Raw genomic sequence first — 24,623 nt, 5'->3', positions numbered from 1 at the left:
GATAGAGGGAGCCGTTTTTATGTTCTTTTTTTCTTTTTCCTCTTCAGATCCCCCAAGGCTTCCGCAAATACAATCGATATATATAACAGGATCATCAGCCATTCTCCTATTTCCAATATGTTGAATGACAGATTGTTGATTACCGCTTCATACAATGACATCCCTTGAAAAAAATCAAGCATGACAGACATGCCCATCAAGCAGATGAACAGCAAAACCCCGATTCCGATTACTTTCACAAAAAACCACTCTCCGTTCCCCGTTATTTTTTCTGTTTTCACACAGCGCTATGCGCGGGACAAGTATAAATGTTCAGTTGTAAGGAAAAATACGAAAAAACGAGAAAAAGGGGGGATTCTGACAGCTATGCCATTCTTTTTTAAAGGCAACCAGAAAGCGAAAAAAAATCAGGAATCTCTTAAGACAGATGATAGCAGCCCGGAAAACGACCATGTCACAGGCAACATCCGTCAGTCCCTTTCTGAAAATCTGAATATTATAAAGGAAAAAACGGGGAACAGTTCTGATATCGTGGTCCGCCAGCTGAAAACAGGTCTCGGTGGGCAAGTCGAAACAGCCATTGTGTATGTCGCCGGAATCGCCGATGAAAAAGCCATTCATGAATTCCTGATTGAATCGATTTTGAATTCCAAGGAGCTGAAAAAAAAGGAAGACAGCCGGGACATTCTTGATTCGATTGCCGCAGATGCAGTGGCGCTGGGCGGTGTCCATCAGAAAGAACGGCTTGCTTCAGTTTTCGATTCTTTAATGGCCGGAGATACGGTTATTTTAGCGGACGGAGCGCAGTTTGCTGTAGTTGCCAGCACAAAAGGCGGCGAGAAGCGCTCCATCAAGGAACCAGAAAACCAGCAGGCGTTTCGCGGGTCAAGGGAAGGTTTTATAGAATCACTTGATACCAATCTTTCGTTAGTGAGAAGAATCGTCAAAAATCCAAATCTGTGGGTCGAAAAGATGACGATGGGCAGCGTGACAAAAACCGATGTCGCGCTCATGTACATCAACGGAATCTGCAATGAAAAAACGGTGAAGGAAGTCAAAAAAAGGCTGGCGGGCATCGAAATCGACAGCATACTGGAATCGGGTTATATTGAACAGCTGATCGAAGATGTCCCGTTTACGACCTTTCCGACCATTTACCATACGGAGAGGCCTGACATGGTCGCGGGAAACCTGCTTGAGGGGAGAATTGCCATTTTTGTTGACGGGACGCCGTTTGTTTTGCTCGTTCCCGCCGTATTTATTCAGTTTTTTCAATCTGTTGAAGACTACTATTCCCGATTTGATATTGCGACGTTTATCCGCTTTTTGCGGGTGTTGATATTCTTTATTTCATTAATCGCCCCCGCCGTTTATGTGGGAGCAACGACGTTTCACCAGGAAATGATTCCGACGGAGCTGCTCATTGTCATTGCCGCCCAGCGTGAAATCGTTCCTTTTCCGGCCGTTGTGGAGGCTTTAATGATGGAAGTCTCCTTTGAAATACTGCGGGAAGCGGGCATCCGCCTTCCGAAGGCGATCGGCTCGGCCGTTTCGATCGTTGGAGCCATCGTAATCGGACAGGCTGCGGTGCAGGCCGGGATCGTCTCGCCGGCGATGGTTATCATCGTGGCGATTACGGCGATTTCAAGCTTTGCGACGCCGGCCTTTGCGATGGCCATTTCCGCCCGGATCGTCCGCTTTTTCTTTATCATCGCTGCGGCGACGACCGGATTCTACGGCATCATCCTTGGACTGATCATCATGTTTGTCCATTTAAGCAGCATGCGTTCCTTCGGTGTTCCATATATGACGCCTTTTGCTCCATTCATTCCGAAAAACTGGGGCGATACGATTTTCCGTTCGCCTTGGTGGACGCATGAAAAAAGGCCGGAGCTGCTTGGCAATGACAATAAGCTTCGCCAAGGCCATGATCAAAAACCGCAGCCTCCAGAACCGGGCGATATGAAGACTGACCAACAAAAGGGTGATGGAAATGAACCGCAGCATTAAAGTGTTGATCATGCTTGCCGCCGTTATCCTTCTTCAAGGATGCTGGGATAAAAAAGAACTGACGGACCTGTTGCTTATTTCTGCCATTGGCATCGATAAAGGTGAAAAAACCAAATATGAATTGAGTTTTCAGATCGTCAACCCCATCAACGTGACGGGGGGCCTCCAAGGGGGGCAGGGAGGAGACCGCCCGCCCGTGACCAACTATTCGATTGCCGGGAACAATCTGACAGAGATGAGCCGCCATGCTTCAGCCAAAATTTCACGGCAAATATATTACTCGCATACAAACCTTGTTGTCGTTGACGAAGAACTGGCCAAGGATGAAGGGCTTATTCAAATCTTGGATGTGCTTGACCGGGATACGGATTTCCGCTCGTCTGCGACGATCATCATCTCCCGCGGACATAAAGCAAAAACTTTCATCAAAACGCTTACGCCGGTTGATAAGGTTCCATCAAACAAAGTGAACAAAACACTGCAATTTACCGAACAGCAGCTGGGGGAGCATTTGAAAACAAGCGTTCAAGATGTGATCAAATGCTTAACATCCCAGTCCAGGCATCCGATCATCACATCTTTTCGGGTGAAAGGGGATTTAAAAAAGGCGGACAAAATGGAGAATGTTCAGTCAACCGCTCCGGCGGCGACGGTGGAAGCGGACGGCCTCGCCGTTTTCAAGGAAGGGAAGCTTGTCAATTGGCTTGAAGGAGAGACGGCGAGAGGCGTTTTATGGCTGCGGAATAAAGTGAACAGAAGCTACATCACCCTTGAATGGGGCCAGCAGAAACAATCGGTCACATACGATGTGATAAGGCAAAAAACGAATGTTTCTGCGAAACTGAAACATAACCGGCCGGCCATCTCCGTCCATGTGGAAATGGAGGGGGATATCGGCGAAACGACCATACCGATCCATCTTGATGATCCGCAAGTGCTCAATAAAATTGAAAAATCGGCTGGACAGGAATTAAAAAAGGAACTGCAGCATTCGATCAGCGTCGCCAAGCAAAACAAAACCGATGTCCTTCAATTCGGCGATATCATTTACCGCTCTTATCCCGGACTATGGGGAAAAATGAAACATCAATGGAGCAATCGATATTTCCCTGATCTCGATGTGGACATCACAGTGGATGCCTATGTCCGCAGAACCGGTTTAAGAAACAATCCAAACAATTTGGACCACGGGGAAGGACGATCTTAACGGGAAGGTAAAGGAGGATATACAAATGGAGAAGGCAAAAATCAGCAACAAGCAGCTGTTCGTTTTGATCATCCTGTTTGAACTAAGCAGTTCCCTGCTGATTTTCCCTGGACAGTCTGCCGAACAGGACGCCTGGCTGGCGATTTTGTTCGGGACCGCCGGCGGTCTTGTTCTATTTTCGATGCATCATTTTTTTTATCAGGTCGATCCACAATCATCGCCTTATGAAACGATGATGAAGGTGCTGGGGAAGCCGCTCGGCTGGGGGTTGTCTTTTCTCTACATTATTTATTACGCATATGTTGCGGCAAGGATTTTGCGTGATTTCGGCGAAATGCTGTTAACATCGGCTTATCCGAATACACCGATTATTTTTGCCAATGGATTGTTAATCGCAGTTTGCATTTTTACTGTACGCAAAGGGATTGAAGTGTTGGCGAGATCCGGTGAGCTGCTGTTTGGCATCATGCTGGTATTGGCCGCGACAGGCTTTATACTGATTATCTGTTCAGGCTTGATCCATCTGAACGAATTAAGGCCTGTCCTGGGAAACGGTATCGGACCGGTAATGGATGCCGTGTTTACGCAAACCTTGTATTTTCCGTTTGGGGAAATCATCGTCTTCACTTTAATCCTCCCCTATCTCAATGAGCCGAAAAAAGTGAAAAAAACCGGCTTGTGGGCGATTGGCATCAGCGGCATCATTTTGGCGCTGAATGTAGCCATTAACATCAGCGTGCTGGGCGTTGATCTCAATATGCGCTCGCGCTTTCCTTTGCTCAGTACGATCCAGACGATTCAAGTGGCTGAGTTTTTGGACAGGCTTGATGTATTTTTCATGCTCGTCCTGGTGATAGGCGGATTCTTTAAGATGAGTGTTTTCATTTATGCTGTTACAGAAGGGGTCTCTGTTTTATTCAAAATGACAAAGCCGTCAAAGGTCGTCCATGTGATCGGCATTGTCATTTTGATTTTATCGGTCTCTATCGCCAGCAACATTTCCGAACATGTAAAAGAAGGGATCGAATTCGTCCCTGTGTACGTGCATTTGCCCATGCAGATTATTCTGCCTGCTTTGATTTGCCTTGCAGCGCTTTGGAAAAAACGCAAAAATAAAAAAAGCGAAAAGTATTGACCCCGACCTTAGGGCAGCCTTTAACATGACAAACGAGGTGATTTCATATGCTCTATTCGGTAAAACAGACGGCGGAAATGGCAAACGTCACGATCAAAACGCTGTACCATTATCACAAAATCGGTCTTTTGTATCCATGCACGGTGACGGAAGCCGGCTATCGCCTGTATGGAATGGAAGAACTGGAGCGGCTTCAGGAGATTTTGTTTTACCGGGAGCTGGAATTTCCTCTAAAGGACATTAAACAAATGCTTGATGGCGATGCTGATCGACTGGCGGTTTTGAACGAGCAAAAAAAGCTTTTTCTTGCGAGGCAGAAAAGAATGAACGAGCTCATTCAAACGCTTGATGAATCGATCAGGCACGCCGAGAAAGGAGAAGCTATGGATCAGTCAGAAATGTTTAAAGGTTTTTCCAGCGGGAAAGAGTGGGAGGAAGCGCTGCAGGAGCAGAACCAATATTTGCAGAAGACATATGATTATAATTTGCTCGAGGAAAGGCCGATTGAAGCGGAAGAGATGAATGACAAGGCCATGGAAGCGAGCCGTTTTATGAATGGGATGGCAGATGCGCTCAGATCGGGGCTGAAGCACGATCATGAACAAGTGCAGGACTCCATTAAACAGCATATCGGCTTTTTGGGAATAACGGCCGCTGATTTTCAGATGCAGGCGCGTTTTTTTATCGAAGACGATTTTCATCGCAGCGTCCTTGAGCATCAGCAAACAGGGCTTTCCTATTATATGCTGGCGGCGGCTGAAGCATTTGCCGGGTGAGAAATATCAAAAAGCGGCGGCGTTCCGAATGGACGCCGCCGTTATTTGTGTCTGTTATCCCGCTGGTTTTCTATGCTTGATCGTAAAGCCGCCTCTCGAGAGTCTGATGTTGACATCTGAAACCTTGGCGATTTGTTCGTCGTGGGTGACCATGATCACGCATTTGTTTTCTTGATGGGCCAGGTTTTGAAACAGCTTAACGATATCTTTTGACGTGTCTTCATCCAGGTTTCCCGTCGGCTCGTCGGCGACAATCAGATCGGCATTGCAGCAGAATGCGCGGATGATGGAAACCCGCTGCTGCTGCCCGCCGCTCAGCGTCAGCACTTTTTGCCGCGCCTTCTCTTCACTGATGCCGACTTTTTCAAGCATGTCCAATGCGTATTGATCTTTGTTTTTGATGTTAGATCCCGTAATCTCCATCGCTGATGTGATGTTTTGCAGCGCTGTCATATAAGGCAGGAGATTATATGATTGAAACACGATTGATACATATTGGTTGCGGTAATGGGTCAACCCGATTTTGGAAATGTTCCGGCCTTTATAGAGGATGTCGCCTTCTTTCGGAACATCCAGCCCCCCGGCAAGGGACAAAAAGGTGGTTTTGCCGGAACCGGACGTTCCGACAATCGTGTAAAACTTCCCTTGCTTGAATTCGATATTGGCATCTTCAAACAGGGTCTGATCCTGATTTTTATACCAATAGCAAACATCCTTAAACTCTAAAATAGTAGTCATGATGTTCCCCTTCCTTCTATTCTTGTTTCGTTAAAATCGTTTTCGGATGGAACCGCAAAACGGATATCGATGGCAGCAATGTCGCGAATACGGCGATGAGAAGGCCGATGCCGCCAAGGGCCATTAAGTCCCCGAATGACACTTGAATGTTAAGCTGGTCAATAGCTTCGACTTGGGCTGAGCTTTGTCCAAAGAATCCGCCGTCCGGCATACCTCCGCCTATCATACCGCTTGCGGACTGGCTGTTTGACGTTTGCTCAAGCTGCTGTGATAAGAGCTGATTTCCGATTTGATTTGCAATAAAGCTTCCGGTTAATGCTGAAATGCCGACGGCCAGGACCGCGATCATCAAGATTTCGGTCAAAAATTGCCCGATCAGCTTCCAGCGTTTTTCACCAATGGCCATCAAGACGCCCATCTCATATTTTCTTTCCCTAATCGACATCATCACGATCAGTCCGAGTATCACCGCGCCGGCAATTGTAACGAGATAGACGACATTTTTGGAGAAAGAGGCTACGTTTTCGATGGGACCGACCATCTGCTGGTACAATTGATCGTTTGCGTCCAATGTGAATGTGTCCAAATCGATGCCTGTTTTTTTTGCGGCCGCAATGAAAGTGTCAATGTTTGAAGCATCGTCCATGTTGTAAACGGCTTCGTCGATCGCGTTTTTATAGTCGTCGCCTTTTAAGGCGGAAGCGGCCGTATAAGGTGTGTAAATCTTGTTATACGGATTGAGAAAAGCGAAATTTTGCGCATGGTTATCTCCTGAAGACGTCGTTTTGTAAATGCCGACAATTTTCAAGTTGATTGTTGTGTCTTCATTTGTGCTTGCTTTGAGTTTGATCGTGTCGCCGACCTTCAAATCATTTTCCTCAGCAAGGGTTTTTTCAATGACGGCGACTTTTTTATTCACATCATCCTCCGTCAAAGCGCGCCCTTTCGTGATGTTTGACGTGCCGTCAGAAAAATCATCCACAAGGGATGTGCTTGTCACACCTTCGATTGATACATCCGCCTGGATCATCTGGCGTCCGCCTTGTTCATTGCCGCCAGGTCCGACAGACTGCCGGCTGCTGTTTGAATCCGATGTATCAGAAGATGAATCCTCGTCACCGCTTTCGATCGGATCGAAGTTACCGGCTAAAGCAGACGTTGAAGAGATGAAATTATAGCTTTTGACATAGTCAAGCTTCGCGATTTTTTCAGCTGACTTGATGGAAACGGGAGTTGATTCAAAGCGCTGCCGCTCTCCAGATTTTTGCTGTTGTTTCATCATGTTTTCCCTGTCGGCTTTAAGCGTGACGCTGCCTCCCAGCTGTTCTCTCGCCAATTCGCTCGATTTCGTGGCGGCTGACTGGATCGTAAGTCCTGTAAGAACCAAAACGCAAATCATCGTAAAGACAAATAATTGTAAAAGTGTTTTTCCTTTCTTCGATTTCATGCTCCAAAAGGCGCGTTTGAAAAAATTCATAACATGTGATTCCCCCATATCTATATGATTGTTATTGCTGTCAAATTGGAGCAGCAGGACTTTTGCCTTACTGTCTGCCTCCATATTAGCGGCTACTTATGAAAAAATTATGACCAAACTGTTGCCGGTCTTTTAAATATCCGCCAAAGAATTGAGAATTGATAACGCCATGTGTAAAATGAATCTAACGTTTGTCTAGCGGAGGCGCAGTTGCGATGAAAATATTAATGATTGAAGATAATCTGAGCGTATGTACAATGACTGAAATGTTTTTTGCGAAAGAAGGCTTTGAGACCGAATTTGTCCATGACGGCCTTGAAGGATATAACCGTTTTAGGGAGGAAAAGTGGGATCTGCTGATCATCGATTTGATGCTGCCGTCCATGGACGGCGTCACGATCTGCAAAAAGGTCAGGGAAGAAAGCATGGTTCCGATTATTATGCTGACGGCAAAGGATACGGAATCCGATCAGGTGCTCGGCTTTGAACTCGGCGCCGACGATTATGTGACGAAGCCGTTCAGCCCGCTCGCGCTTGTGGCCCGGATCAAAGCGGTCAGCAGAAGGTATCAGGGCACAGAGCAGCAGGGTGGCGCCGACGACCGGGACATTCTCGAAACCGAATGCTTTATAATCAATAAAAAAACAAGAGAGGTATTCTTAAACGGCGTTCCAATCAAGAACCTGACGCCTAAAGAATTTGATTTGCTGTACTATATGGTGCAAAGTCCGAAACAGGTGTTTTCAAGGGAGCAGCTTCTTGAGCAAGTGTGGGGATATCAATTTTACGGAGATGAGCGGACCGTCGATGTTCATATTAAACGGCTGAGAAAAAAACTGGGCAGCGAGTCGCGGCCTTTTCTTTATACCGTTTGGGGAGTAGGGTACAAGTTTGATGAAGATTAAGTATCTGTATCAGCTGCTGGCCAGCCACATCAGCATTTTAGTTCTGGCTTTTCTCATTTCAGGTGCGGTGTTTTCCCACTTTGTCAAAGATTTCGCGTACCAGAACAAAGTCAGCGAACTGACGTCCTACGGATACCGCATCATGGGGGAAATGGAGCAGCGGCCTCCTGGAGATCAGCCGATCATGAAGCCGTTTGCGGAAATTTTAAAAAGCAGGCAGATCAGTTTCTTTCTTTTTAATGAAAAAAAAGAAGCCTTGATGACACCGGATCACTTGCGTCCGCGAAAATTGCTGCTGAAGGATGAAGAGTGGAAAGAGCTGAAAGAAGGCAAGCCCATTGTCATCAAAACAGATCTTCAGCGCTTTAACCAGGAAGTATCGGTCGTAGCGCTCCCCAACTTCGTCAACAATGAGTTCAAGGGAGGAATCATGCTCACCGCTCCGATCAGCGGGACGGAGGAAATGATCAGCCAAATGAACCAGTTTATGCTCTATACGGCGGCAGGCGTCATCATGCTCGCCTTCCTATTGAGCTGGCTGACGTCAAAATTTCATGTCGGCCGCATCCAAAAGCTTCGCGACGCCACGAAAAAGGTAGCCGCGGGCGACTATAACATCCATATCGAAAACCGCAACATGGATGAAATCGGCGATCTCGGCGCAGATTTTAATGTCATGGCGCAGAAACTAAAAAGTTCAAGCGAAGAAATCGATCGGCTTGAGAAGCGGAGGCGCCAGTTCATCACTGATGTCTCCCATGAATTAAAGACGCCTTTGACGACGATCAGCGGTTTGGTGGAAGGACTGAACAGCCAGACCATCCCGGAAAATCAGCAGGAAAAATGCCTCAAGCTGATTACGGAAGAAACGAAACGGCTCATCCGCCTTGTCAATGAAAATCTCGATTATGAAAAAATCCGCTCCAACCAGATTTCGCTGAATAAGCTGCATTATCCGCTGATCGAGGTCTTTGAAATTATTAAAGAACAGCTTGCGATTCAAGCGGAGGAAAAAAACAATCAACTGATTCTCGATGTAGACGAGCAAGTGATGGTGAATGCCGACTATGACAGACTGATTCAAATTCTCGTCAACATCACGAAAAACAGCATTCAATTCACTAGTGACGGAACGGTTTGGCTGAGAGGATGGGAAGACTACAAAGAAACGGTGATTGAAATAGAGGATACCGGAATCGGCATCGATGAAAAGGATATTGAAAGCATTTGGGACCGTTTTTACAAAGCGGACCTGTCGCGGACGAACACGCCTTATGGAGAATACGGGCTCGGTCTGTCGATCGTCAGACAGCTCGTTGCCCTTCACCAAGGAACAGTGGAGCTTTCGAGCGAGAAAAACAAAGGAACGAAGTTTGTCATTCGTCTGCCGTTGACATCAAGGGATGATGATTAGAAAAAAAGCCGCCCGGCGATATACGGGCGGCTTTTCTTATTTACGCTTTGATTTTGAATTTCTCGATTAATTGCTGCAATTCTTCAGCGTTTTGCGCGAGAATTTGCGAAGAAGATGCGATTTCCTCCATTGAAGCAAGCTGCTCCTGCGTCGCCGCGCTTACCGTCTGCGTGCTTTCAGCCGCTGATTCGGCCACTGCTTTTACATCGGAAATGGATGTTTCGATTTCGTTTGTGCCGGCTGTAAGACTCTTGACTAAAGCTGTGACATCATTGATTTGCGCGACCGCTTCTTTGATCGAATCTTCGATTTTGCCGAAGGCGCCGCCGGCTTCGTTGACGACGACAAGACCTTCCTTGACTTCGCTGGTCGCCGACATGACCGTATTCATCGTTTGTTTTGTATCATGTTGAATGATGGTAATCAATTTGGTGATCTGTTCTGCGGAATGTGCCGACTGTTCGGCAAGCTTTCTGACTTCATCCGCCACGACGGCAAACCCTTTTCCTTGTTCACCTGCTCTTGCCGCTTCTATTGCCGCGTTTAACGCCAGCAGATTCGTTTGTTCGGCGATGCTCGTAATCACTTCTGTAATATTGCCGATTTCGTTAGAACGCTCTGACAAATGTCTGAACGCTTCTGATAAAGAAACAACCGTTTCATTGATGGATTTCATCTGCGTGCTGACTTTTTCAATCGCTTTCGTTCCTTCGATCGACATTTGAGCCGATTCACCGGCGGTTGAAGCCGCTTGTTCGGCGTTTGAAGAAATCCTTCCGGCAAACTCCGTCATCCCTTTGATGACCGTTCTGCTGCTTTCGACGCTTTCAGCCTGCTGTTCAGAACCTGATGCAAGCTCCTGAATGGTCGTGGAAATGTATTCACTGGCTTTCGTGCTTTCCTCGGCGCTTGCACTTAGCTGCTGAGAGGAAGCGGCAACCTGATGGGAAGTCTCGCCGACTGTTTCAATAATCGAACGCACGCCGGAGACCATATTGTTAAAAGATGTTGTCAATTGTCCCAATTCATCCTTTGATTGATAGGTTCCTTCAACCGTAAAATCGCCTTTCTCAGTCTTGGCAAACAAACTTTGAATCTCCCGAATCGGTCTTACAATCAATCTTGTCATCAGAAGACCGGCGGAGATAGATAAAATCAGGGATGCGGCTATCATAATGATCAGCAGGGTGATCGTTGAGCCTGCATCTTTGGAATCTTGCTGATAGATGGTTTTGGCGTTCTCTGAATTTAATGCCTGGATCTCCTCGAACAGCTGATTGACGGCGGTTCTTTGCGGTTCCACATCTTTTTGGTAAACGGCATATGCTTCTTTGTTTTTATTTTCTAGCGCCAATTGAAGCATGTTCTTGCTGGCATTTTGCAGGTCTGTATATTTTGTTTTAAACGTTTCATATTTTTCTTTTATGTTTTCCGCTAAATTCAGCTTGTCAATCTGTTCCATCGCGGCAATGTTTTCTTCGCTTTTTTCCTGAACGTTTTTTTGCAGTTTTTCATTGATGCTGTTGTCCTTCGTTACCATCAGTTCGAAGTTATTCGTATCAATTTCAAGGCTGTTCACCCTTAATTTTGAAAACAATTGGTTCGGAATTAATTGGCCTTCATAAATCTTCTCCGACCCCTTTGAAACCCTGCTGAGGTCAGTAATGCCCTGAATTCCGACAATTGCCAGGGCAAGTGCAGAAATCACGATAATGATAAATAGTTTACTTCTGATTTTTATATTTTTAAGAAGCTTCATATTATGTCTCCCATCCATTTGTTTATCTTATATATCGGATTTTTGCAGATTAATTTGAAATAAAATTTGAAAGAGTTTTTTGGAGGAGGGGAGATTTTCTGACAACAAAAAAACCCCATAAAAAAAGGGGTTTTTAGACGAGCACTTTTGCGAAAAATTCCTGGTATAAAGCGCGGACCGCTTGTTTTTCCTGAGCTTCTTTGACGCCGAACATCATGCTGACTTCAGAGGAGCCCTGATTGATCATTTCAATGTTTACATGTGCATCAGACAGAGCCTTTGCCGCTCTGGCCGTCGTTCCGACATTGTGGCGCATCGCTTCACCGACAACCATGATCAAGGCAATGTTGTGCTCTACCGCGACTTCATCAGCATCCAGTTCTTCTTTGATCCGCTGGATGATCCGTTTTTCAATCGCTTCATCCATCTGATCCTGTCTCAAAATAATCGTCATATCGTCAATGCCTGAAGGGATATGTTCGTATGTCAGTCCGTCATCTTCAAGAATCTGAAGAACGCGGCGCCCAAATCCGACTTCACGGTTCATCAAGTATTTGCCGATATATATGCTGCAAAATCCGCTGTCACTGGCGATGCCGACGACAGGGCCGTTGGTGTTGTCGCGCTTTGTAACGACTCTTGTCCCTTCTGCGGCCGGATTGTTCGTATTTTTAATCTGCACCGGTATGTTCGCGCGATAAGCGGGTATTAGTGCCTCATCATGAAAGACGGAAAAGCCCGCATAGGACAGCTCGCGCATTTCCCTGTACGTCAGTTCCCGGATTTCTTTCGGGTTTGACACGATCGAAGGGTTGACCGAATAGACGGCATCCACGTCGGTGAAGTTTTCATACAGCTCTGCTTTTAGGCCATTCGCCAAAATCGAGCCCGTAATATCTGAGCCGCTCCGGGAAAAGGTAATCACTTCGCCCTCTTTGTTAAAGCCGAAGAATCCGGGGAATACAATAATGCCCTGCCGCTGTCTGAGCCGGAACAGATGATCATAGGATTCGGGCAGCACTTGGGCGTTGCCGGGCTCACTCGTCACAAATAGGCCAGCATCTTTCGGATTGACATAGTGGGCGTCAGCCCCCCGATGCCGGAAATAAGCCGCGACAAGCTTGGCATTGTTGTCTTCACCGCTTGCTTTGACCGCATCGATGAAGCGTTCCGGGTTTTGTTGATCACTTTGAAGCAGACGAAGCAAATCTGCGCGGATCTGGTCGATCACATCATGGCCCAGTCCAACCTCCCGGGCGATATCGGCATAGCGTCCAATAATCGTTTCAACGAGCTCGCGGGCTTCTCCCGTTGCTGCATACTGCTCGGCGCAAGCGATGAGCAGATCGGTTACTTTTATGTCTTGTGGGTGACGTTTTCCCGGCGCTGATACGACGACAGCTCTCCGTTCGGGATCTGCTGCGACAATTTGAAACACTTTTTCAAGCTGCGCACCTGTTGCGAGCGAACTGCCGCCAAATTTAACGACTTTCATTTCTGACATCTCCTAAAGTTTAAATTTTCGCAATAAATTTAATTTTTATTATTACGCTTTTTAGAAGAAGAATCAAGGGTTTTCTTTCTATAGGAAACAAATGTGCTTTTAGGGAGGACGGAACTCGGTTTTCATATTGACTATGTTAGAAAAAGTGATAATATGATGGATGGATCCTATTGATAATGATAATCATTAACGATTGATGCAGGATGTGTTTTTGTCGCGGGGGGAGGCGATTGCGTCATGAAATTACGATACTTACTGCTTCTGCTCATCATTCTTTCTTTCAGTTCCATTTTCATCGGCGTCAAACAGCTGTCGCCTCTGGATCTATTCAGGTTCAATGAGGATGCCGTAAAAACGCTGTACATAAGCCGGTTTCCGCGCATGATCAGCATCGTGCTCGCGGGCATGAGCCTCAGCATCTGCGGACTGATCATGCAGCAGCTGACGCGCAATAAATTCGTTTCGCCGACGACGGCCGGAACGATGGACTGGGCCAGGCTCGGCATTATCATCTCGATTTTGCTTTTTTCTTCGGCGGGTATTTTTGTGAAAATGCTGTTTGCCTTTGCTTTTTCACTGTTTGGCAGCTTTCTGTTCATTAAGATTTTGGACAGGATCAGGTTTAAGGACGCCGTGTTTATTCCGCTTGTCGGATTGATGCTTGGCGGCGTCGTCAGCGCCATATCTACGTTCATGGCTTATCAGTATGACCTCATTCAAAATGTCAATGCGTGGTTTGAGGGGGATTTTTCACTGATCATGAAAGGGAGGTATGAGCTTTTATACGTGAGCATCCCGCTCGTTATTATCGCCTATCTGTTTGCCAATAAGTTTACGGTGGCCGGAATGGGTGAGAGCTTCTCCGTCAATTTGGGGCTCAATTACAAGCGGGTGATCAACACCGGCCTGATCATTGTATCGGTCATCTCATCGGTCGTAATTTTGACGGTCGGCACGCTTCCTTTTCTAGGGCTGATCATTCCAAACATTGTCTCGATTTATCGCGGGGACCATTTGAAAAACAGCCTGCCTCACACGGCGGTTCTCGGCGCCGTCTTTGTCCTGCTGTGTGATATATTGGGCCGGATCATCATTTATCCGTATGAAATTTCGGTCGGGCTGATGGTCGGCATCATCGGAAGCGGCATTTTTCTTTACTTGCTTTTAAGGAGAAAAGCCTATGCATAAACAGAAAATGTATGTGCTCATCGCAGCGGCGGCCGTCTGTATCTGCTTGTTTTTGTTTTACGGATTGCCGTCTGTCTGGGAATACGCGCTGCCGCGAAGAGCGGCCAAGGTTTTGGCCATCATCCTCGTCGGGACGGCGATCGGCTATTCATCGATGATCTTTCAAACGATAACAAACAACAGAATTTTAACGCCGGGCATTCTCGGGCTTGATTCGCTTTATGTTCTCCTGCAAACCGCGGTTATTTTCTTTTTTGGCGCTGCACAGTTGAACGAACTCGGAAAAAACGGGAATTTCCTGTTGTCGACGGGTTTGATGATCTCCTTTTCATTCGTGCTGTTTGCTTTGATGTTCCGCCGCGGCGGACGGCATATTTTTTTGCTGCTTCTGGTGGGGATCGTCTTTGGCACACTGTTCAGAAGCCTGTCTTCATTTATGCAGATGCTGATCGATCCGAATGAATTTCAGGTTGTGCAGAATAAGATGTTTGCCAGCTTCAATAATGTCAATACGGATATATTAATGCTCGCTTCCGTCGTCATTACCGGTGTTCTGATGTATGCATGGCGGTTCCGCCGCTATTTTGACGTGCTTTCACTTGGAAGAGACCAGGCCGTCAATCTTGGCATCGATTATGACCGAACAGTGAAGAAGATGCTGATCATTGTAGCGGTGCTTGTTTCTGTATCAACTGCGCTCGTCGGACCGATAACCTTTTTGGGGCTGCTCGTTGTCAATGTCGCCCGTGAATTTTTCAAGACATACAAGCACAGCATATTGATTCCCGGAGCTGTTCTTTTCAGCATCATCGCGCTTGTCGGAGGGCAGTTCATCGTTGAAAAGCTGTTCGGCCTAACCTCGACCTTGGTAGTGATCATTGATTTTATCGGCGGGATTTACTTTATCTACCTGCTGCTGAAGGAGCGTAAATGATGATAGAAGTCATAGATGTGAATAAAAAATATGGAGACCAGGCCGTTGTGGACCATGCGACGGTATCGATACAAAAAGGGACGATCACATCCTTTATCGGGCCGAACGGAGCCGGAAAAAGCACACTGCTTTCCATGATCAGCAGGCTGATCACGATGGACTCGGGAAAGGTTTTGATCGACGGAAAGGGTATCAGCGCATATAAAAGCAATGATTTGGCCAAAAAAATCAGCATTTTGAAGCAGTCCAACCAGATCAATATCAGGCTGACCGTCAGAGAGCTCGTCAGCTTCGGAAGGTTCCCGTATTCACAGGGGAGGCTGACGAAGGAAGATTGGACATACGTCGACAAGGCGATCGATTATATGAAACTGAAAGACATTGAACACAAACATTTGGACGAATTGAGCGGAGGCCAGTGCCAGCGGGCGTTTATCGCGATGGTCATCGCCCAGGACACCGATTATATTTTGCTTGATGAACCATTAAATAATCTTGATATGAAGCATTCGGTTGAAATTATGAAGCTTCTGAAGGAACTCGTCGTTCTGCACGGCAAAACGATTGCCATCGTGATTCATGATATTAACTTCGCCTCTGTCTATTCCGACCGGATTGTCGCCCTGAAAAACGGGCAGATCGTCAAAGAAGGGCCGGCAGAGGATATCATTCAAACACCGGTGCTGAAAGAAATCTATGACATGGACATCCCGATTCAGCAAATCGGTGATCAAAAAATATGTATCTATTTTTCATAAAAAAGGATGAGGTGATTACATTGAAAAAACTATCATTATGTTTCATGGCCATTATTGCAGTTTTCGTGATAGCCGCTTGCGGAAGCAAAGATGCACAATCTGATGCGAAAAAGAAAGAAACGGTTGCGATTCAGCATAGCAGCGGTTCAACAGATGTTCCAAAAAACCCGAAGAAAATCGTCGTCTTCAATTTCGGAGTGCTCGACACGCTTGATCAATTGGGGCTCGGCGACCGCGTTGTCGGCCTGCCGAAGCAAAATATCCCGTCTTACCTTAAACAATATAAGGATAAAAAATATGAAAGCGTCGGCGGCCTGAAAGAACCTGATTTTGAGAAAATCGCGGAGCTTGCTCCCGATCTGATCATCATTGAAGGCAGACAGGCAGAACAATACGATGAGTTCAAGAGGATCGCTCCGACGATTAACATTGAGCTTGATGATCAAAACTACATGAAAAGCTTTAAAGAAAATACTGAAAGCATCGGAAAAATCTTCGGAAAAGAAGACGCTGTAAAAGATGCCCTCGCCAAAATTGATGCTCAAGTAGAAAAAACCAATAAATTGGCAAAAGAAAAAGGCGGAAAAGGACTGGTCGTCCTGACAAATGATAAACATATCAGCGCCTATGGAAAAGGATCAAGATTCGGCTTGGTTCACGACGTACTCGGTGTCGCACCAGCCGATCAAAATATTAAAGCTTCACTTCACGGCCAAAGCGTCTCATCTGAGTATATCTCAGAAAAAAATCCGGATTACCTGTTCGTCATTGACAGAAGCGCCGCCATCGGCGAAAAAGGATCAGCAAAAGAAGTCATCGAAAACGAAATTGTGAAATCGACAAATGCCTATAAAAAAGGACACATCATATACCTTGACCCGGGCTACTGGTATTTATCCGGCGGCGGGCTCGAGTCCGTGTCTGAAATGGTGAAAGAAATCGAAAACGGTTTGAAATAAAAAAAGAGGCTGCCATATCGGCAGTCTTTTTTTTTATGGAAAGAAAAAACACCAGTTCAATGTTGAACTGGCGTCAAAGGCTAACGAGCCGGCTGTCCTGCTTTCTGCACCTTGCGTTTCAGCGTAAAGGAGAGGATGAAGCCGGCCAGCGCCATAAGAGCGGCGACGATAAAGGCAGTGTTCATGCCGTGAATGACCGCATTTAACGGATTGGTTGTACTTGCGTTTTTAGCTGAGCTGCTCATTACGGAGATCAATACAGCCGTACCGATTGATCCGCCGATTTGGCGCATTGTGTTGTTCATCGCAGTTCCGTGTGCGATAAGATGCTGAGGCAATGAATTGATGCCGGCCGTCGTCAGCGGCATCATGATCATGGAAACTCCAATCATGCGCACCGTATAAATGATGACAATGAACGGTATGGATGTATCGTCCGCAAGATCCGTAAACGGGATCGACGTCAGCAGCAAGATGGCAAAGCCGATAATAGCCAGCCCTTTTCCACCGATCTTGTCAAAAATTCTGCCGATGATCGGAGACATAATGCCCATTGCGATAGCACCAGGCAGCAGCATCAATCCCGAATCAAAAGCGGAAATGTCTCTGACGTTCTGCGTGTACAGCGGCAAAATCGTTTCCGTTCCGATCATTAAAGCAAATACGATCATTCCCAGCAATGTGGTGATGCTAAACGTCCATGATTGAAAGACGCGGAATTCGAGGATCGGTCTTTTAATTTTCAATTGCCTCATGATAAAGAAGAGCAAAGAAACGGCGCCGACTGCAAAAAAAATCAGGACAGTCTGATTTCCCCAGCCATCTGACCCTGCGCTGCTGAACCCGTAAAGAAGTCCGCCGAAGCCTAAGCTTGACAGGATGATCGACAGGATATCAAGAGATGTTTCTCTTAATGTCGTTACGTTTTTCATCAGCATGATGACGAGCACGAGGTCGATGAGGGAGATCGGCAGAATAATGTAGAATAAGTATCTCCATGTAAAGCTGTCAACGATCCAGCCTGACAAAGTCGGACCAATGGCAGGCGCGAAGGCGATGACCAGCCCGACCATTCCCATCGCGGCTCCCCGTCTTTCAACCGGGAAAATCGTTAAAAAGATCGTTTGCATCAGCGGCATCATAATTCCTGCGCCTGCGGCCTGAATAATGCGCGCCGCCAATAGAACCGGGAAATTGGGCGCAAACGCGCCGACGATCGTTCCGGCCGTAAAGATTCCCATTGCGGTAATAACAAGGGCGCGGCTTGAGAATTTCTCAATTAAAAAAGCGGTAATCGGAATGAGAATGCCGTTCGTCAGCATAAATGCCGTCGTCAGCCATTGCCCCTTTGTTGCATCGATGTTCAAATCTGACATGATATGAGGCAGTGCGGTGACCAAAAGCGTCTGATTCAAAATGGCAATAAACGCTCCGGCCATAAGTAAACCTACGATGATCTTCCTGTTGTATGTGTGTTGTTCTGATTCTATACTCATGTGCATCCCTCTTATTCTTTCATACATATTGTTTTGATTTGTGAAATGGAATTCTGCAATATCTCGATTTGGTTCAAGTAATCAAGGAGGGCCTGAATCAAAAACATGCGCGGCTCCTTGGCTGACAATTCCCCGTTCAGCAGTTCGGCGGCAGACAGAAGTTCTTTGACATCATACTCATCTTTTGAGAGCGCGCCGATCATGTCCTTCAGCTTTTGCAAATGGCCGGCGAGAAGCTCCTCTTTTTTAGGCATCCGGCATGAAGCCGCATTTCTATAGAAAGCAATAATATCTTCATTCAATGAGGTATTCGGATCACCGGCTTTTTTTTGCTCTACGACAAGATCGATTACCGTCATGATGAAATGTGGGATCGTCTCAATATCCGCCTGTGTCTTTTCAACGGCGACAAGGAAAAGAAACTCTCTCATTAAACCGTGAAAAATAATGACGAGGTCCCATATGAACGGCTCCACCTCTTCTCCATACGCTTGAAGGATGGAATCCCTGTGCCAGCAGATGATCATCGATTTCGTCTGTTTGAGATGCTTTCTTAATACCGCGGTATGCGGAGATCCATCATTAGTGATCATGTTGATAAATTGGCGGTTTTCCCTGAATTCCGTAATCTCCAAGGCGATTTTTTTGGCGAATTTCTCTTTTGGGGTGAGCGAGGATTCCGCGTTCAGCAGTGCGCTTCTTTTCAGCATTTCCTGCTGCTTAAATTTAATTAATGCCAGTAAAAGATCTTCTTTAGACTGAAACAATTTATAAATCGAAGCTTTTGACACTTTGCATTCTTCGGCGATTGCCTGCATGGAAACGTTCAAATAGCCTTTTTCAGCGAACAGTTTTTTGGCAGCTTTTAAAATATCGGCTTTTTTATCCCTCATCCGTGCTCCTTCTTTCACAATGATAAAACTCATGAGTCACAAAAAAACTCATGAGTTTTCATAAACGATATATTAGCAGAAGCACTCCTGCTCAGTCAATGATTTTGATTTATTTTTTTGCCGGACTCATCCATTCCGCAGTTTCATGATAGGAGAGCACACCGTCAGTCATGTGCTGAAAGGTTCCGCGGGTGATGATCTCTTCACTGATTGTGTTCAGCAAGGTCAGACAGGCTCTGAAAGGCGCAGATCCACAGCTGATTCTTTCAACTCCCGTGTCAGAAAGCTGCTTGACTGAAGGGGTGTCTGAACCCGCCAGTACATTGAGCGGGCCGGAAATGCCTTTCCTCAGCCTGACAATGGTCTCAATATCATCAACTCCGGGGATGAATATGCAGTCTGCACCCGCTTCTCTGTAAATGTTCGCCCGTTTGACGGCTGATTGAAAGCGGAAAGCGGGATCGCCGATTCCAAGCCAATACACATCAGTGCGCGCATTGATGAAAAGGGGGAGGTCCAGTTGCCTGACGGCGGCAATTGCGTCAGCTTGCAGTGAAGCATCTCTTAAAGGCTGGCCGGGACTGCCAGTACCATCCTCAATATTGATGCCGACAACACCTGTTGAAACGACTTTTCTGACGTTTTCGCTGATTTCTTCCGGAGATGTGCCGTAGCCTGCTTCAATGTCTGCGCTTACGGGTATATCGACCGAATCAACAATGGTTTTGAGGGCTACAAGCAATGTTTCAAATGGAAGGTTTTCTCCGTCCGCATAGCCTAACGACATGGCGATTCCGGCGCTGGTTGTTCCAATGGCTTTATATCCTGTTCTTTGAAACACCCGGGCGCTTGCCGCATCCCACGCATTTGGCAGAAGAAAAGGGGCTGATTGATGATGGAGCTCTTGAAATGTCTTGAATGCCGCAAATTGCTTCATGTATTCCACTCCTTTTTTAAATCAGTATAGAAGCTGTATCTTTCGATGCTCATCGAAATGTGGAATACAAAGCATGAAAAAAGGCTATCGACTGCCGATAGCCTAAAAGTTCGTCTATTTAAGTTTAAATCCTTGCTTTTCAAGCATTGTCCGAACGTCAGGATAGTAGACGCGGTTGTAATAAGAGGAGATGCCTTGCGACCAGTTTCTTGATTCTTCTCCATTTGTGCGCTTTTTCATGTAGTCGGACATCTCTTCATCATATGCATCGATCAAAGGTTTCAAGTCATGGTGATATGTTTCGCTGTGCCTTACCGCTTGTTCAGGCAGACGCGGCTTTTTCGCCGAGCGGTCCGCCGGGTGGCCGACGACAAGCCCTGCAACAGGAAAGACGAATTCAGGAATGTCGAGAAGCTCAATCAGCTCTTCGGCGCGGCCGCGGACTGCCCCGATCGGTACGGTGCCGAGCCCCATTGATTCGGCGGCGGCAGTAGCGGTTCCCAGGGCGATTCCGGCATCAACCGCTCCGACGAGCACAGATTCGATTCCGTCTGTGATCGCAAGTTTTTGACCGCTTTTCTCAAGGGCGATGTTGGCCCGGTTGAAATCCGCACAGAACAAGAGGAAAACGGGAGCCTGTTCAATCCAGGCCTGACCTCCAGCAAGTTCGGCGATTTTCTTTTTCCGCGCTTGATCCTGCACCGTAATAACGGTGACCTGCTGACCGTTGATAGATGTTGGTGCGGCCTGAACCGCCTCGATGATGGCGTCAAGCTGTTCCGGGCTTACCAGTTCATCTGTATAGCTGCGGATCGATCTGTGATCTGTTAATGTTTTCAACACTTCATTCATATGTTCATCCCGTCCTTTCTGATTTAGTGCGTTTCAGTGCGCACGACGTTGAGTGGCTCTGTCAAGAGATTTCCTGCCGCTTTAACAAACGTTTGGAAGTGGTCTGTTTGGTTATGGGCGTCAAGTGCCTCTTGATCTTTCCATTGCTCAAGCATGACAAATGTATTGGCATTTTCCGTATCTTCAAATAGCTGGTATTGGACATTTCCCGCTTCGGCTCTTGAATGCTTCAGCAATGGCTGGACGCTTTCCAAAAAGGATTCGCGCTGTTCCGGTTTTACTTTCATATAAGCCTGCAATACGATCATTGATTAAAACCTCCATCATAAAATATAGGGTGCCTTCTCATTTATGTTGTATACGATTTCTCTCATTGTTCGAAAATCATCGAACAGTTGAATCGTATCATGCTCGGCTGTCATGCTGCAACCATTTTGCATGGTGGGGCTCATTGTCTTGAAATAAAGATTATGATACATTTAACCCATGAGTACAAAAGAAATGAAGCTAACGTCCGTTTTGCACGCGCTGAGTGATCCGATCAGATTGGAAATTGTCAAGGCTTTGGCTGACACACCGGAAAAGACGTGCGGCTCGTGCACCACCATAAACGTCGCAAAATCAACCTTGTCGCATCATTTTAAGGTGCTGAGGGAAGCCGGCATTCTCAAGGTGCGAATCGAAGGGAAGCATCATTACTATTCGCTTTGCAAAGATGAGATGGAGCAGCAGTTTCCAGGTTTGATCCATACGATCCTTCAGGTTGAAAAAAAACAATGGTAACGAAAAAAACAGATACCGGCAGGCATGGGCTCTGCCGGTGCTTTTATGTTCAGCCGTACACCGCTTCATAAAGCTTTGTGACTCCGTCATCGATTTGATCCATGCCGATTTTGGCAAATCCAAGTACAAGGGAAACCGGGCCGTTTGTTTTCGTTTTCTTTTGTAAGATAAACCGGTTCATGCCGTATACTTCCACACGGTTTTCTCTGGCCCGCTCCAATACTTCTTCCTCAGGGCGGTCTGTTTCAAATTCAGCCACAAAATGCAGGCCTGCGCTTTCCCCTTTGATGTTCACCCGGCCGGCGAATGTTTTCTCAAGGCTGCCGATCAATCTTGTCCGTTTTTCTTCATAAATCTGGTTCATTTTTTTGATGTGCTTTTGGTACTCGCCTGATTCAATCAGTTCCTGCAGCGCGAATTGCGTCATAACGCTGCTTGATTGAATGGAGGAATGATGCCTTTTTCTGTATTGTTTTAAAAGCTTTTGCGGCAGCACCATATAGCTGATTCTCAAACCCGGGAGCAGCGACTTTGAAAAGGTGCCGATGTAGATGACCTTTTCGGAACGGTCAAGGCTTTGCAGAGCCGGAATCGTGTCACTTCCGTATTTGAATTCACTGTCATAATCATCCTCTACGATATAGCGGTTTTCTCCGTCAGATACCCAATTTAAAAGCTGAATCCGCCGGGAAACGGGCATGATAATCCCTGTTGGAAACTGGTGTGAGGGGGTGACAAACAGAACATCCGGATTGAGGCTGTGAATATCGCCGATCCGCATCCCTTTATGATCCAGCTCAATGGTGACCACCTGTTTGCCCGCATTTTTCAATAGCTGATAAATCCGGCTGTATCCCGGCTCTTCCATCGCATATACCGCCGATTCCGGAAGGAGATCCTGGATGGTGTGGATGAGCGGCTGTGTGCCGGCGCTGATTACGATTTGCTCGGGATGGCATTTGACGCCCCTCGTTAATGCGATGAAGCGCGCGATCGTCTGGCGCACTTTGTAGACGCCCTGGGGATGCGTCATTTCCCCCAATTCAACGGTATGGGAAGCGGCCGCTTTTTGTTCACAGCGAAACCATGTTTTAAAAGGGAAATGCGCCGTATCCACGCTCATATGGGAAAACGAAATCCAGCCGTCTTTTTTTTCGTCCGTTTCAAGCAATTCTTCTTCAAGCTGAAGCGAAGCCGGGTGCCGTCCGGCATGAAACGTTTCAATTTGTTCCACGAAAAAGCCCTTCCTCTCCTCTGAATAAAGATATCCTTCGGCGAGAAGCTGCTGGTAGGCCGCATTGACGGAATTGATGCTGACCTTCAATGCTTTGGCAAGCTCCCGTTTTGATGGGAGTTTGTTGCCGGGCAGAAGGTTTCGGCTGAAAATTTCTTCTTTGATCTTTTGATAAATCTGATGATAAATAAAATCCGCCTGCTCAGAGCGGTCGATCGGAATCGTAATCATAGCCCCTCCTTCTGGTACCATCAAAAATAAAAAGTTGGTACTTTTCATCATACCAAAAAATATTCAGAATTATAAGAAATAAACAAAGGGGAGAGATGATGATGAGTCTTAACACAACAGTATTCACAACGCGTGACTGGCAGGCCAAACGGGATCAGTATGTGGCCAGAGGCGTCAGCAATGGAAACCGCCACTTGGCGGCTAGGGGAGAAGGAGCTGTTTTATATGATATAGACGGCCGCCGTTTTATCGATTTCGCAGGCGCGATCGGCACATTAAACGTCGGTCATTCCCATCCGAAAGTCGTGGAAGCGGTCAAAAGGCAGGCCGATCAGCTGATACATCCCGGCTTTAACGTCATGATGTATACGGCTTACCTCGAATTGGCGGAAAAGCTGTGTCATCTTACACCCGGTACTCATGAGAAAAAAGCGATTTTCTTAAATTCGGGAGCAGAAGCTGTGGAAAACGCCGTCAAGATCGCACGAAAATATACAAAACGCCAAGCCGTTGTTTCCTTTACCCGCGGATTTCACGGACGCACCAATATGACGATGAGCATGACGAGCAAGGTCAAGCCTTACAAATTCGGTTTCGGGCCATTCGCTCCTGAAGTGTATCAGGCTCCGTTTCCATACTATTACAGAAAGCCGCAGGGAATGACTGATGAAAGCTATGACGAGACGGTCATCCAGGCGTTTGATCAATTCTTTGTTTCCACCGTCGCACCGGAAACGGTTGCCTGCGTTGTCATGGAGCCTGTTCAGGGAGAGGGGGGCTTTATCATTCCTTCCAAACGATTCGTTCAGCATGTCGCAGACTTCTGCAAGCGGCACGGCATCGTCTTTGTGGCTGATGAAATTCAAACGGGATTTGCGAGAACAGGCAAGTACTTTGCGATCGAGCACTTTGATGTTGTGCCGGATCTGGTTACGGTCTCGAAATCGCTTGCAGCCGGCGTGCCGCTCAGCGGGGTGATCGGCAGGGCGGAAATGCTTGACGCCGCGGCCCCAGGCGAGCTTGGCGGGACATATGCCGGCAGTCCGCTCGGATGCGCAGCCGCTCTTGCAGTGCTGGACATCATTGAGGAGGAGCGGCTCAACAAACGCTCTGAAGAAATCGGAACAGCGATAGAAGCTCAGGCGCTCGCCTGGAGGGAGAACTATCGGCAGATCGGCGAAGTCCGCAGACTCGGCGCAATGGCAGCGATCGAAATCGTTAAGGATCAAGATACGCGTGAGCCGGATAAAGCGGCTGCAGCCGCCATCGCCAAGTACGCAAATGAACACGGACTGCTTTTATTGACGGCAGGAATCAACGGCAATATCATCCGCTTTCTGACTCCGCTCGTGATCACTGACGAGCTGCTTCATGAAGGGCTCGGCATCATTGAAGAGGCGCTGGAACGATCTAGGTGAACATCTTTCAAGAAG

The 24,623-nt window shown here is 46.9% G+C and carries 22 protein-coding genes and 2 pseudogenes; 12 read left to right on the top strand and 12 right to left on the bottom strand.

Features of this window, described 5'->3' with window-relative positions:
• Positions 1-17 precede the first annotated feature (17 nt).
• On the bottom strand, positions 18-239 hold the full coding sequence (locus BTR1S_RS14955) for a YczF family membrane protein (RefSeq protein ID WP_006638674.1): 222 nt from the start codon (positions 237-239) through the stop codon (positions 18-20).
• 127 nt (positions 240-366) lie between these two features.
• On the opposite strand from BTR1S_RS14955, the gene BTR1S_RS14950 reads away from it, so the two are divergent.
• From BTR1S_RS14950 to BTR1S_RS14935, 4 genes are read left to right on the top strand one after another with little or no spacing between them, the layout of a single operon-like run.
• A complete protein-coding gene (locus BTR1S_RS14950; protein ID WP_029418936.1) occupies positions 367-2,010 on the top strand; it encodes a spore germination protein in 1,644 nt (547 codons plus the stop codon).
• Complete coding sequence (locus BTR1S_RS14945; RefSeq protein WP_006638675.1) at positions 1,994-3,217, top strand: Ger(x)C family spore germination protein; 1,224 nt, start codon at positions 1,994-1,996, stop codon at positions 3,215-3,217. Before BTR1S_RS14950 ends, BTR1S_RS14945 begins: the two co-directional genes overlap by 17 nt.
• Positions 3,218-3,242: 25 nt before the next feature.
• Positions 3,243-4,352, top strand: coding sequence for a GerAB/ArcD/ProY family transporter (locus BTR1S_RS14940; protein ID WP_029418937.1), 1,110 nt, complete (start codon positions 3,243-3,245; stop codon positions 4,350-4,352).
• 47 nt (positions 4,353-4,399) lie between these two features.
• Positions 4,400-5,128, top strand: coding sequence for a MerR family transcriptional regulator (locus tag BTR1S_RS14935; protein WP_006638677.1), 729 nt, complete (start codon positions 4,400-4,402; stop codon positions 5,126-5,128).
• Between the two features lie 54 nt (positions 5,129-5,182).
• Here the strand turns inward: BTR1S_RS14935 and BTR1S_RS14930 are convergent, their stop codons facing one another.
• Both BTR1S_RS14930 and BTR1S_RS14925 read right to left on the bottom strand, forming a co-directional pair.
• Positions 5,183-5,866, bottom strand: a complete 684-nt coding sequence (locus tag BTR1S_RS14930) for an ABC transporter ATP-binding protein (protein WP_006638678.1) — start codon at positions 5,864-5,866, stop codon at positions 5,183-5,185.
• Positions 5,867-5,882: 16 nt separating this feature from the next.
• Positions 5,883-7,343 (bottom strand): ABC transporter permease, encoded by a 1,461-nt coding sequence (locus BTR1S_RS14925; protein ID WP_029418938.1) that lies wholly within the window; start codon positions 7,341-7,343, stop codon positions 5,883-5,885.
• 215 nt (positions 7,344-7,558) lie between these two features.
• On the opposite strand from BTR1S_RS14925, the gene BTR1S_RS14920 reads away from it, so the two are divergent.
• Both BTR1S_RS14920 and BTR1S_RS14915 read left to right on the top strand, forming a co-directional pair.
• The gene (locus BTR1S_RS14920; protein WP_006638680.1) at positions 7,559-8,248 is read left to right on the top strand and encodes a response regulator transcription factor; all 690 of its coding nucleotides are present in this window, start codon (positions 7,559-7,561) and stop codon (positions 8,246-8,248) included.
• The gene (locus BTR1S_RS14915) at positions 8,238-9,662 is read left to right on the top strand and encodes an ATP-binding protein (protein ID WP_006638681.1); all 1,425 of its coding nucleotides are present in this window, start codon (positions 8,238-8,240) and stop codon (positions 9,660-9,662) included. Before BTR1S_RS14920 ends, BTR1S_RS14915 begins: the two co-directional genes overlap by 11 nt.
• 40 nt (positions 9,663-9,702) lie before the next feature.
• Here BTR1S_RS14915 and BTR1S_RS23745 read toward each other — a convergent pair.
• From BTR1S_RS23745 to BTR1S_RS14905, 3 genes and pseudogenes are all read right to left on the bottom strand, one after another.
• Positions 9,703-10,398, bottom strand: a pseudogene (locus tag BTR1S_RS23745) (methyl-accepting chemotaxis protein); the annotation flags it as partial.
• A 258-nt stretch (positions 10,399-10,656) separates the two neighbouring features.
• Positions 10,657-11,421, bottom strand: a pseudogene (locus BTR1S_RS23740) (MCP four helix bundle domain-containing protein); the annotation flags it as partial.
• Positions 11,422-11,554: 133 nt separating this feature from the next.
• Positions 11,555-12,916 (bottom strand): aspartate kinase, encoded by a 1,362-nt coding sequence (locus tag BTR1S_RS14905; protein WP_029418939.1) that lies wholly within the window; start codon positions 12,914-12,916, stop codon positions 11,555-11,557.
• Between the two features lie 246 nt (positions 12,917-13,162).
• On the opposite strand from BTR1S_RS14905, the gene BTR1S_RS14900 reads away from it, so the two are divergent.
• Genes BTR1S_RS14900 through BTR1S_RS14885 form a run of 4 tightly spaced genes read left to right on the top strand, consistent with a single transcriptional unit; the run spans position 13,163 to position 16,764 of the window.
• Entirely contained in the window at positions 13,163-14,113 is a 951-nt protein-coding gene (locus tag BTR1S_RS14900; protein WP_006638684.1) for an ABC transporter permease, read from the top strand.
• On the top strand, positions 14,106-15,047 hold the full coding sequence (locus BTR1S_RS14895) for an iron chelate uptake ABC transporter family permease subunit (RefSeq protein ID WP_006638685.1): 942 nt from the start codon (positions 14,106-14,108) through the stop codon (positions 15,045-15,047). The genes BTR1S_RS14900 and BTR1S_RS14895 overlap by 8 nt, the downstream gene beginning before the upstream one ends.
• Complete coding sequence (locus BTR1S_RS14890; protein ID WP_006638686.1) at positions 15,047-15,805, top strand: iron ABC transporter ATP-binding protein; 759 nt, start codon at positions 15,047-15,049, stop codon at positions 15,803-15,805. The genes BTR1S_RS14895 and BTR1S_RS14890 overlap by 1 nt, the downstream gene beginning before the upstream one ends.
• 20 nt (positions 15,806-15,825) lie before the next feature.
• Positions 15,826-16,764, top strand: coding sequence for a siderophore ABC transporter substrate-binding protein (locus BTR1S_RS14885; protein ID WP_029418940.1), 939 nt, complete (start codon positions 15,826-15,828; stop codon positions 16,762-16,764).
• Between the two features lie 80 nt (positions 16,765-16,844).
• On the opposite strand, the gene BTR1S_RS14880 is transcribed toward BTR1S_RS14885, so the two are convergent.
• From BTR1S_RS14880 to BTR1S_RS14860, 5 genes are all read right to left on the bottom strand, one after another.
• A complete protein-coding gene (locus BTR1S_RS14880; RefSeq protein WP_029418941.1) occupies positions 16,845-18,260 on the bottom strand; it encodes an MDR family MFS transporter in 1,416 nt (471 codons plus the stop codon).
• A gap of 11 nt (positions 18,261-18,271) precedes the next feature.
• Complete coding sequence (locus BTR1S_RS14875; protein ID WP_006638689.1) at positions 18,272-19,153, bottom strand: TetR/AcrR family transcriptional regulator; 882 nt, start codon at positions 19,151-19,153, stop codon at positions 18,272-18,274.
• A 109-nt stretch (positions 19,154-19,262) separates the two neighbouring features.
• Positions 19,263-20,090: an isocitrate lyase/PEP mutase family protein gene (locus BTR1S_RS14870; protein WP_006638690.1), complete on the bottom strand. Its 828-nt coding sequence runs from the start codon at positions 20,088-20,090 to the stop codon at positions 19,263-19,265.
• A gap of 114 nt (positions 20,091-20,204) precedes the next feature.
• A complete protein-coding gene (locus BTR1S_RS14865) occupies positions 20,205-20,942 on the bottom strand; it encodes an NADPH-dependent oxidoreductase (RefSeq protein ID WP_029418942.1) in 738 nt (245 codons plus the stop codon).
• A gap of 23 nt (positions 20,943-20,965) precedes the next feature.
• On the bottom strand, positions 20,966-21,250 hold the full coding sequence (locus BTR1S_RS14860) for a putative quinol monooxygenase (RefSeq protein WP_006638692.1): 285 nt from the start codon (positions 21,248-21,250) through the stop codon (positions 20,966-20,968).
• 178 nt (positions 21,251-21,428) lie between these two features.
• Here BTR1S_RS14860 and BTR1S_RS14855 point away from each other — a divergent pair, with 178 nt between their 5' ends.
• Positions 21,429-21,725 carry an ArsR/SmtB family transcription factor gene (locus tag BTR1S_RS14855; RefSeq protein ID WP_029418943.1) on the top strand — a complete coding sequence of 99 codons (297 nt, stop codon included), beginning with the start codon at positions 21,429-21,431 and terminating at the stop codon, positions 21,723-21,725.
• Positions 21,726-21,774: 49 nt separating this feature from the next.
• Here BTR1S_RS14855 and gabR read toward each other — a convergent pair whose 3' ends face one another.
• Positions 21,775-23,190 (bottom strand): MocR-like transcriptional regulator GabR, encoded by a 1,416-nt coding sequence (gene gabR, locus BTR1S_RS14850; RefSeq protein WP_006638694.1) that lies wholly within the window; start codon positions 23,188-23,190, stop codon positions 21,775-21,777.
• A 101-nt stretch (positions 23,191-23,291) separates the two neighbouring features.
• Between gabR and gabT the strand changes: the two genes are divergently transcribed.
• Positions 23,292-24,608 carry a 4-aminobutyrate--2-oxoglutarate transaminase gene (gene gabT / locus BTR1S_RS14845; protein ID WP_006638695.1) on the top strand — a complete coding sequence of 439 codons (1,317 nt, stop codon included), beginning with the start codon at positions 23,292-23,294 and terminating at the stop codon, positions 24,606-24,608.
• Positions 24,609-24,623 lie beyond the last annotated feature (15 nt).

The sequence above is a fragment of the Bacillus sonorensis NBRC 101234 = KCTC 13918 genome, assembly GCF_001592005.1.
Classification (GTDB): Bacteria; Bacillota; Bacilli; order Bacillales; family Bacillaceae; genus Bacillus; species Bacillus sonorensis.
Note: the sequence above shows the minus strand (reverse complement) of the source record. Positions and strands in the feature narration are given on the sequence as shown.

Bases quoted from the DNA above. Each gene is read 5' to 3' on its own strand.
- BTR1S_RS14950 (WP_029418936.1), top strand. From the start codon at position 367: ATGCCATTCTTTTTTAAAGGCAACCAGAAAGCGAAAAAAAATCAGGAA.
- BTR1S_RS14945 (WP_006638675.1), top strand. From the start codon at position 1,994: ATGAACCGCAGCATTAAAGTGTTGATCATGCTTGCCGCCGTTATCCTT.
- BTR1S_RS14940 (WP_029418937.1), top strand. From the start codon at position 3,243: ATGGAGAAGGCAAAAATCAGCAACAAGCAGCTGTTCGTTTTGATCATC.
- BTR1S_RS14935 (WP_006638677.1), top strand. From the start codon at position 4,400: ATGCTCTATTCGGTAAAACAGACGGCGGAAATGGCAAACGTCACGATC.
- BTR1S_RS14930 (WP_006638678.1), bottom strand. From the start codon at position 5,866: ATGACTACTATTTTAGAGTTTAAGGATGTTTGCTATTGGTATAAAAAT.
- BTR1S_RS14925 (WP_029418938.1), bottom strand. From the start codon at position 7,343: ATGAATTTTTTCAAACGCGCCTTTTGGAGCATGAAATCGAAGAAAGGA.
- BTR1S_RS14920 (WP_006638680.1), top strand. From the start codon at position 7,559: ATGAAAATATTAATGATTGAAGATAATCTGAGCGTATGTACAATGACT.
- BTR1S_RS14915 (WP_006638681.1), top strand. From the start codon at position 8,238: ATGAAGATTAAGTATCTGTATCAGCTGCTGGCCAGCCACATCAGCATT.
- BTR1S_RS14905 (WP_029418939.1), bottom strand. From the start codon at position 12,916: ATGAAAGTCGTTAAATTTGGCGGCAGTTCGCTCGCAACAGGTGCGCAG.
- BTR1S_RS14900 (WP_006638684.1), top strand. From the start codon at position 13,163: ATGAAATTACGATACTTACTGCTTCTGCTCATCATTCTTTCTTTCAGT.
- BTR1S_RS14895 (WP_006638685.1), top strand. From the start codon at position 14,106: ATGCATAAACAGAAAATGTATGTGCTCATCGCAGCGGCGGCCGTCTGT.
- BTR1S_RS14890 (WP_006638686.1), top strand. From the start codon at position 15,047: ATGATAGAAGTCATAGATGTGAATAAAAAATATGGAGACCAGGCCGTT.
- BTR1S_RS14880 (WP_029418941.1), bottom strand. From the start codon at position 18,260: ATGAGTATAGAATCAGAACAACACACATACAACAGGAAGATCATCGTA.
- BTR1S_RS14875 (WP_006638689.1), bottom strand. From the start codon at position 19,153: ATGAGGGATAAAAAAGCCGATATTTTAAAAGCTGCCAAAAAACTGTTC.
- BTR1S_RS14870 (WP_006638690.1), bottom strand. From the start codon at position 20,090: ATGAAGCAATTTGCGGCATTCAAGACATTTCAAGAGCTCCATCATCAA.
- BTR1S_RS14865 (WP_029418942.1), bottom strand. From the start codon at position 20,942: ATGAATGAAGTGTTGAAAACATTAACAGATCACAGATCGATCCGCAGC.
- BTR1S_RS14860 (WP_006638692.1), bottom strand. From the start codon at position 21,250: ATGATCGTATTGCAGGCTTATATGAAAGTAAAACCGGAACAGCGCGAA.
- BTR1S_RS14855 (WP_029418943.1), top strand. From the start codon at position 21,429: ATGAGTACAAAAGAAATGAAGCTAACGTCCGTTTTGCACGCGCTGAGT.
- gabR (WP_006638694.1), bottom strand. From the start codon at position 23,190: ATGATTACGATTCCGATCGACCGCTCTGAGCAGGCGGATTTTATTTAT.
- gabT (WP_006638695.1), top strand. From the start codon at position 23,292: ATGAGTCTTAACACAACAGTATTCACAACGCGTGACTGGCAGGCCAAA.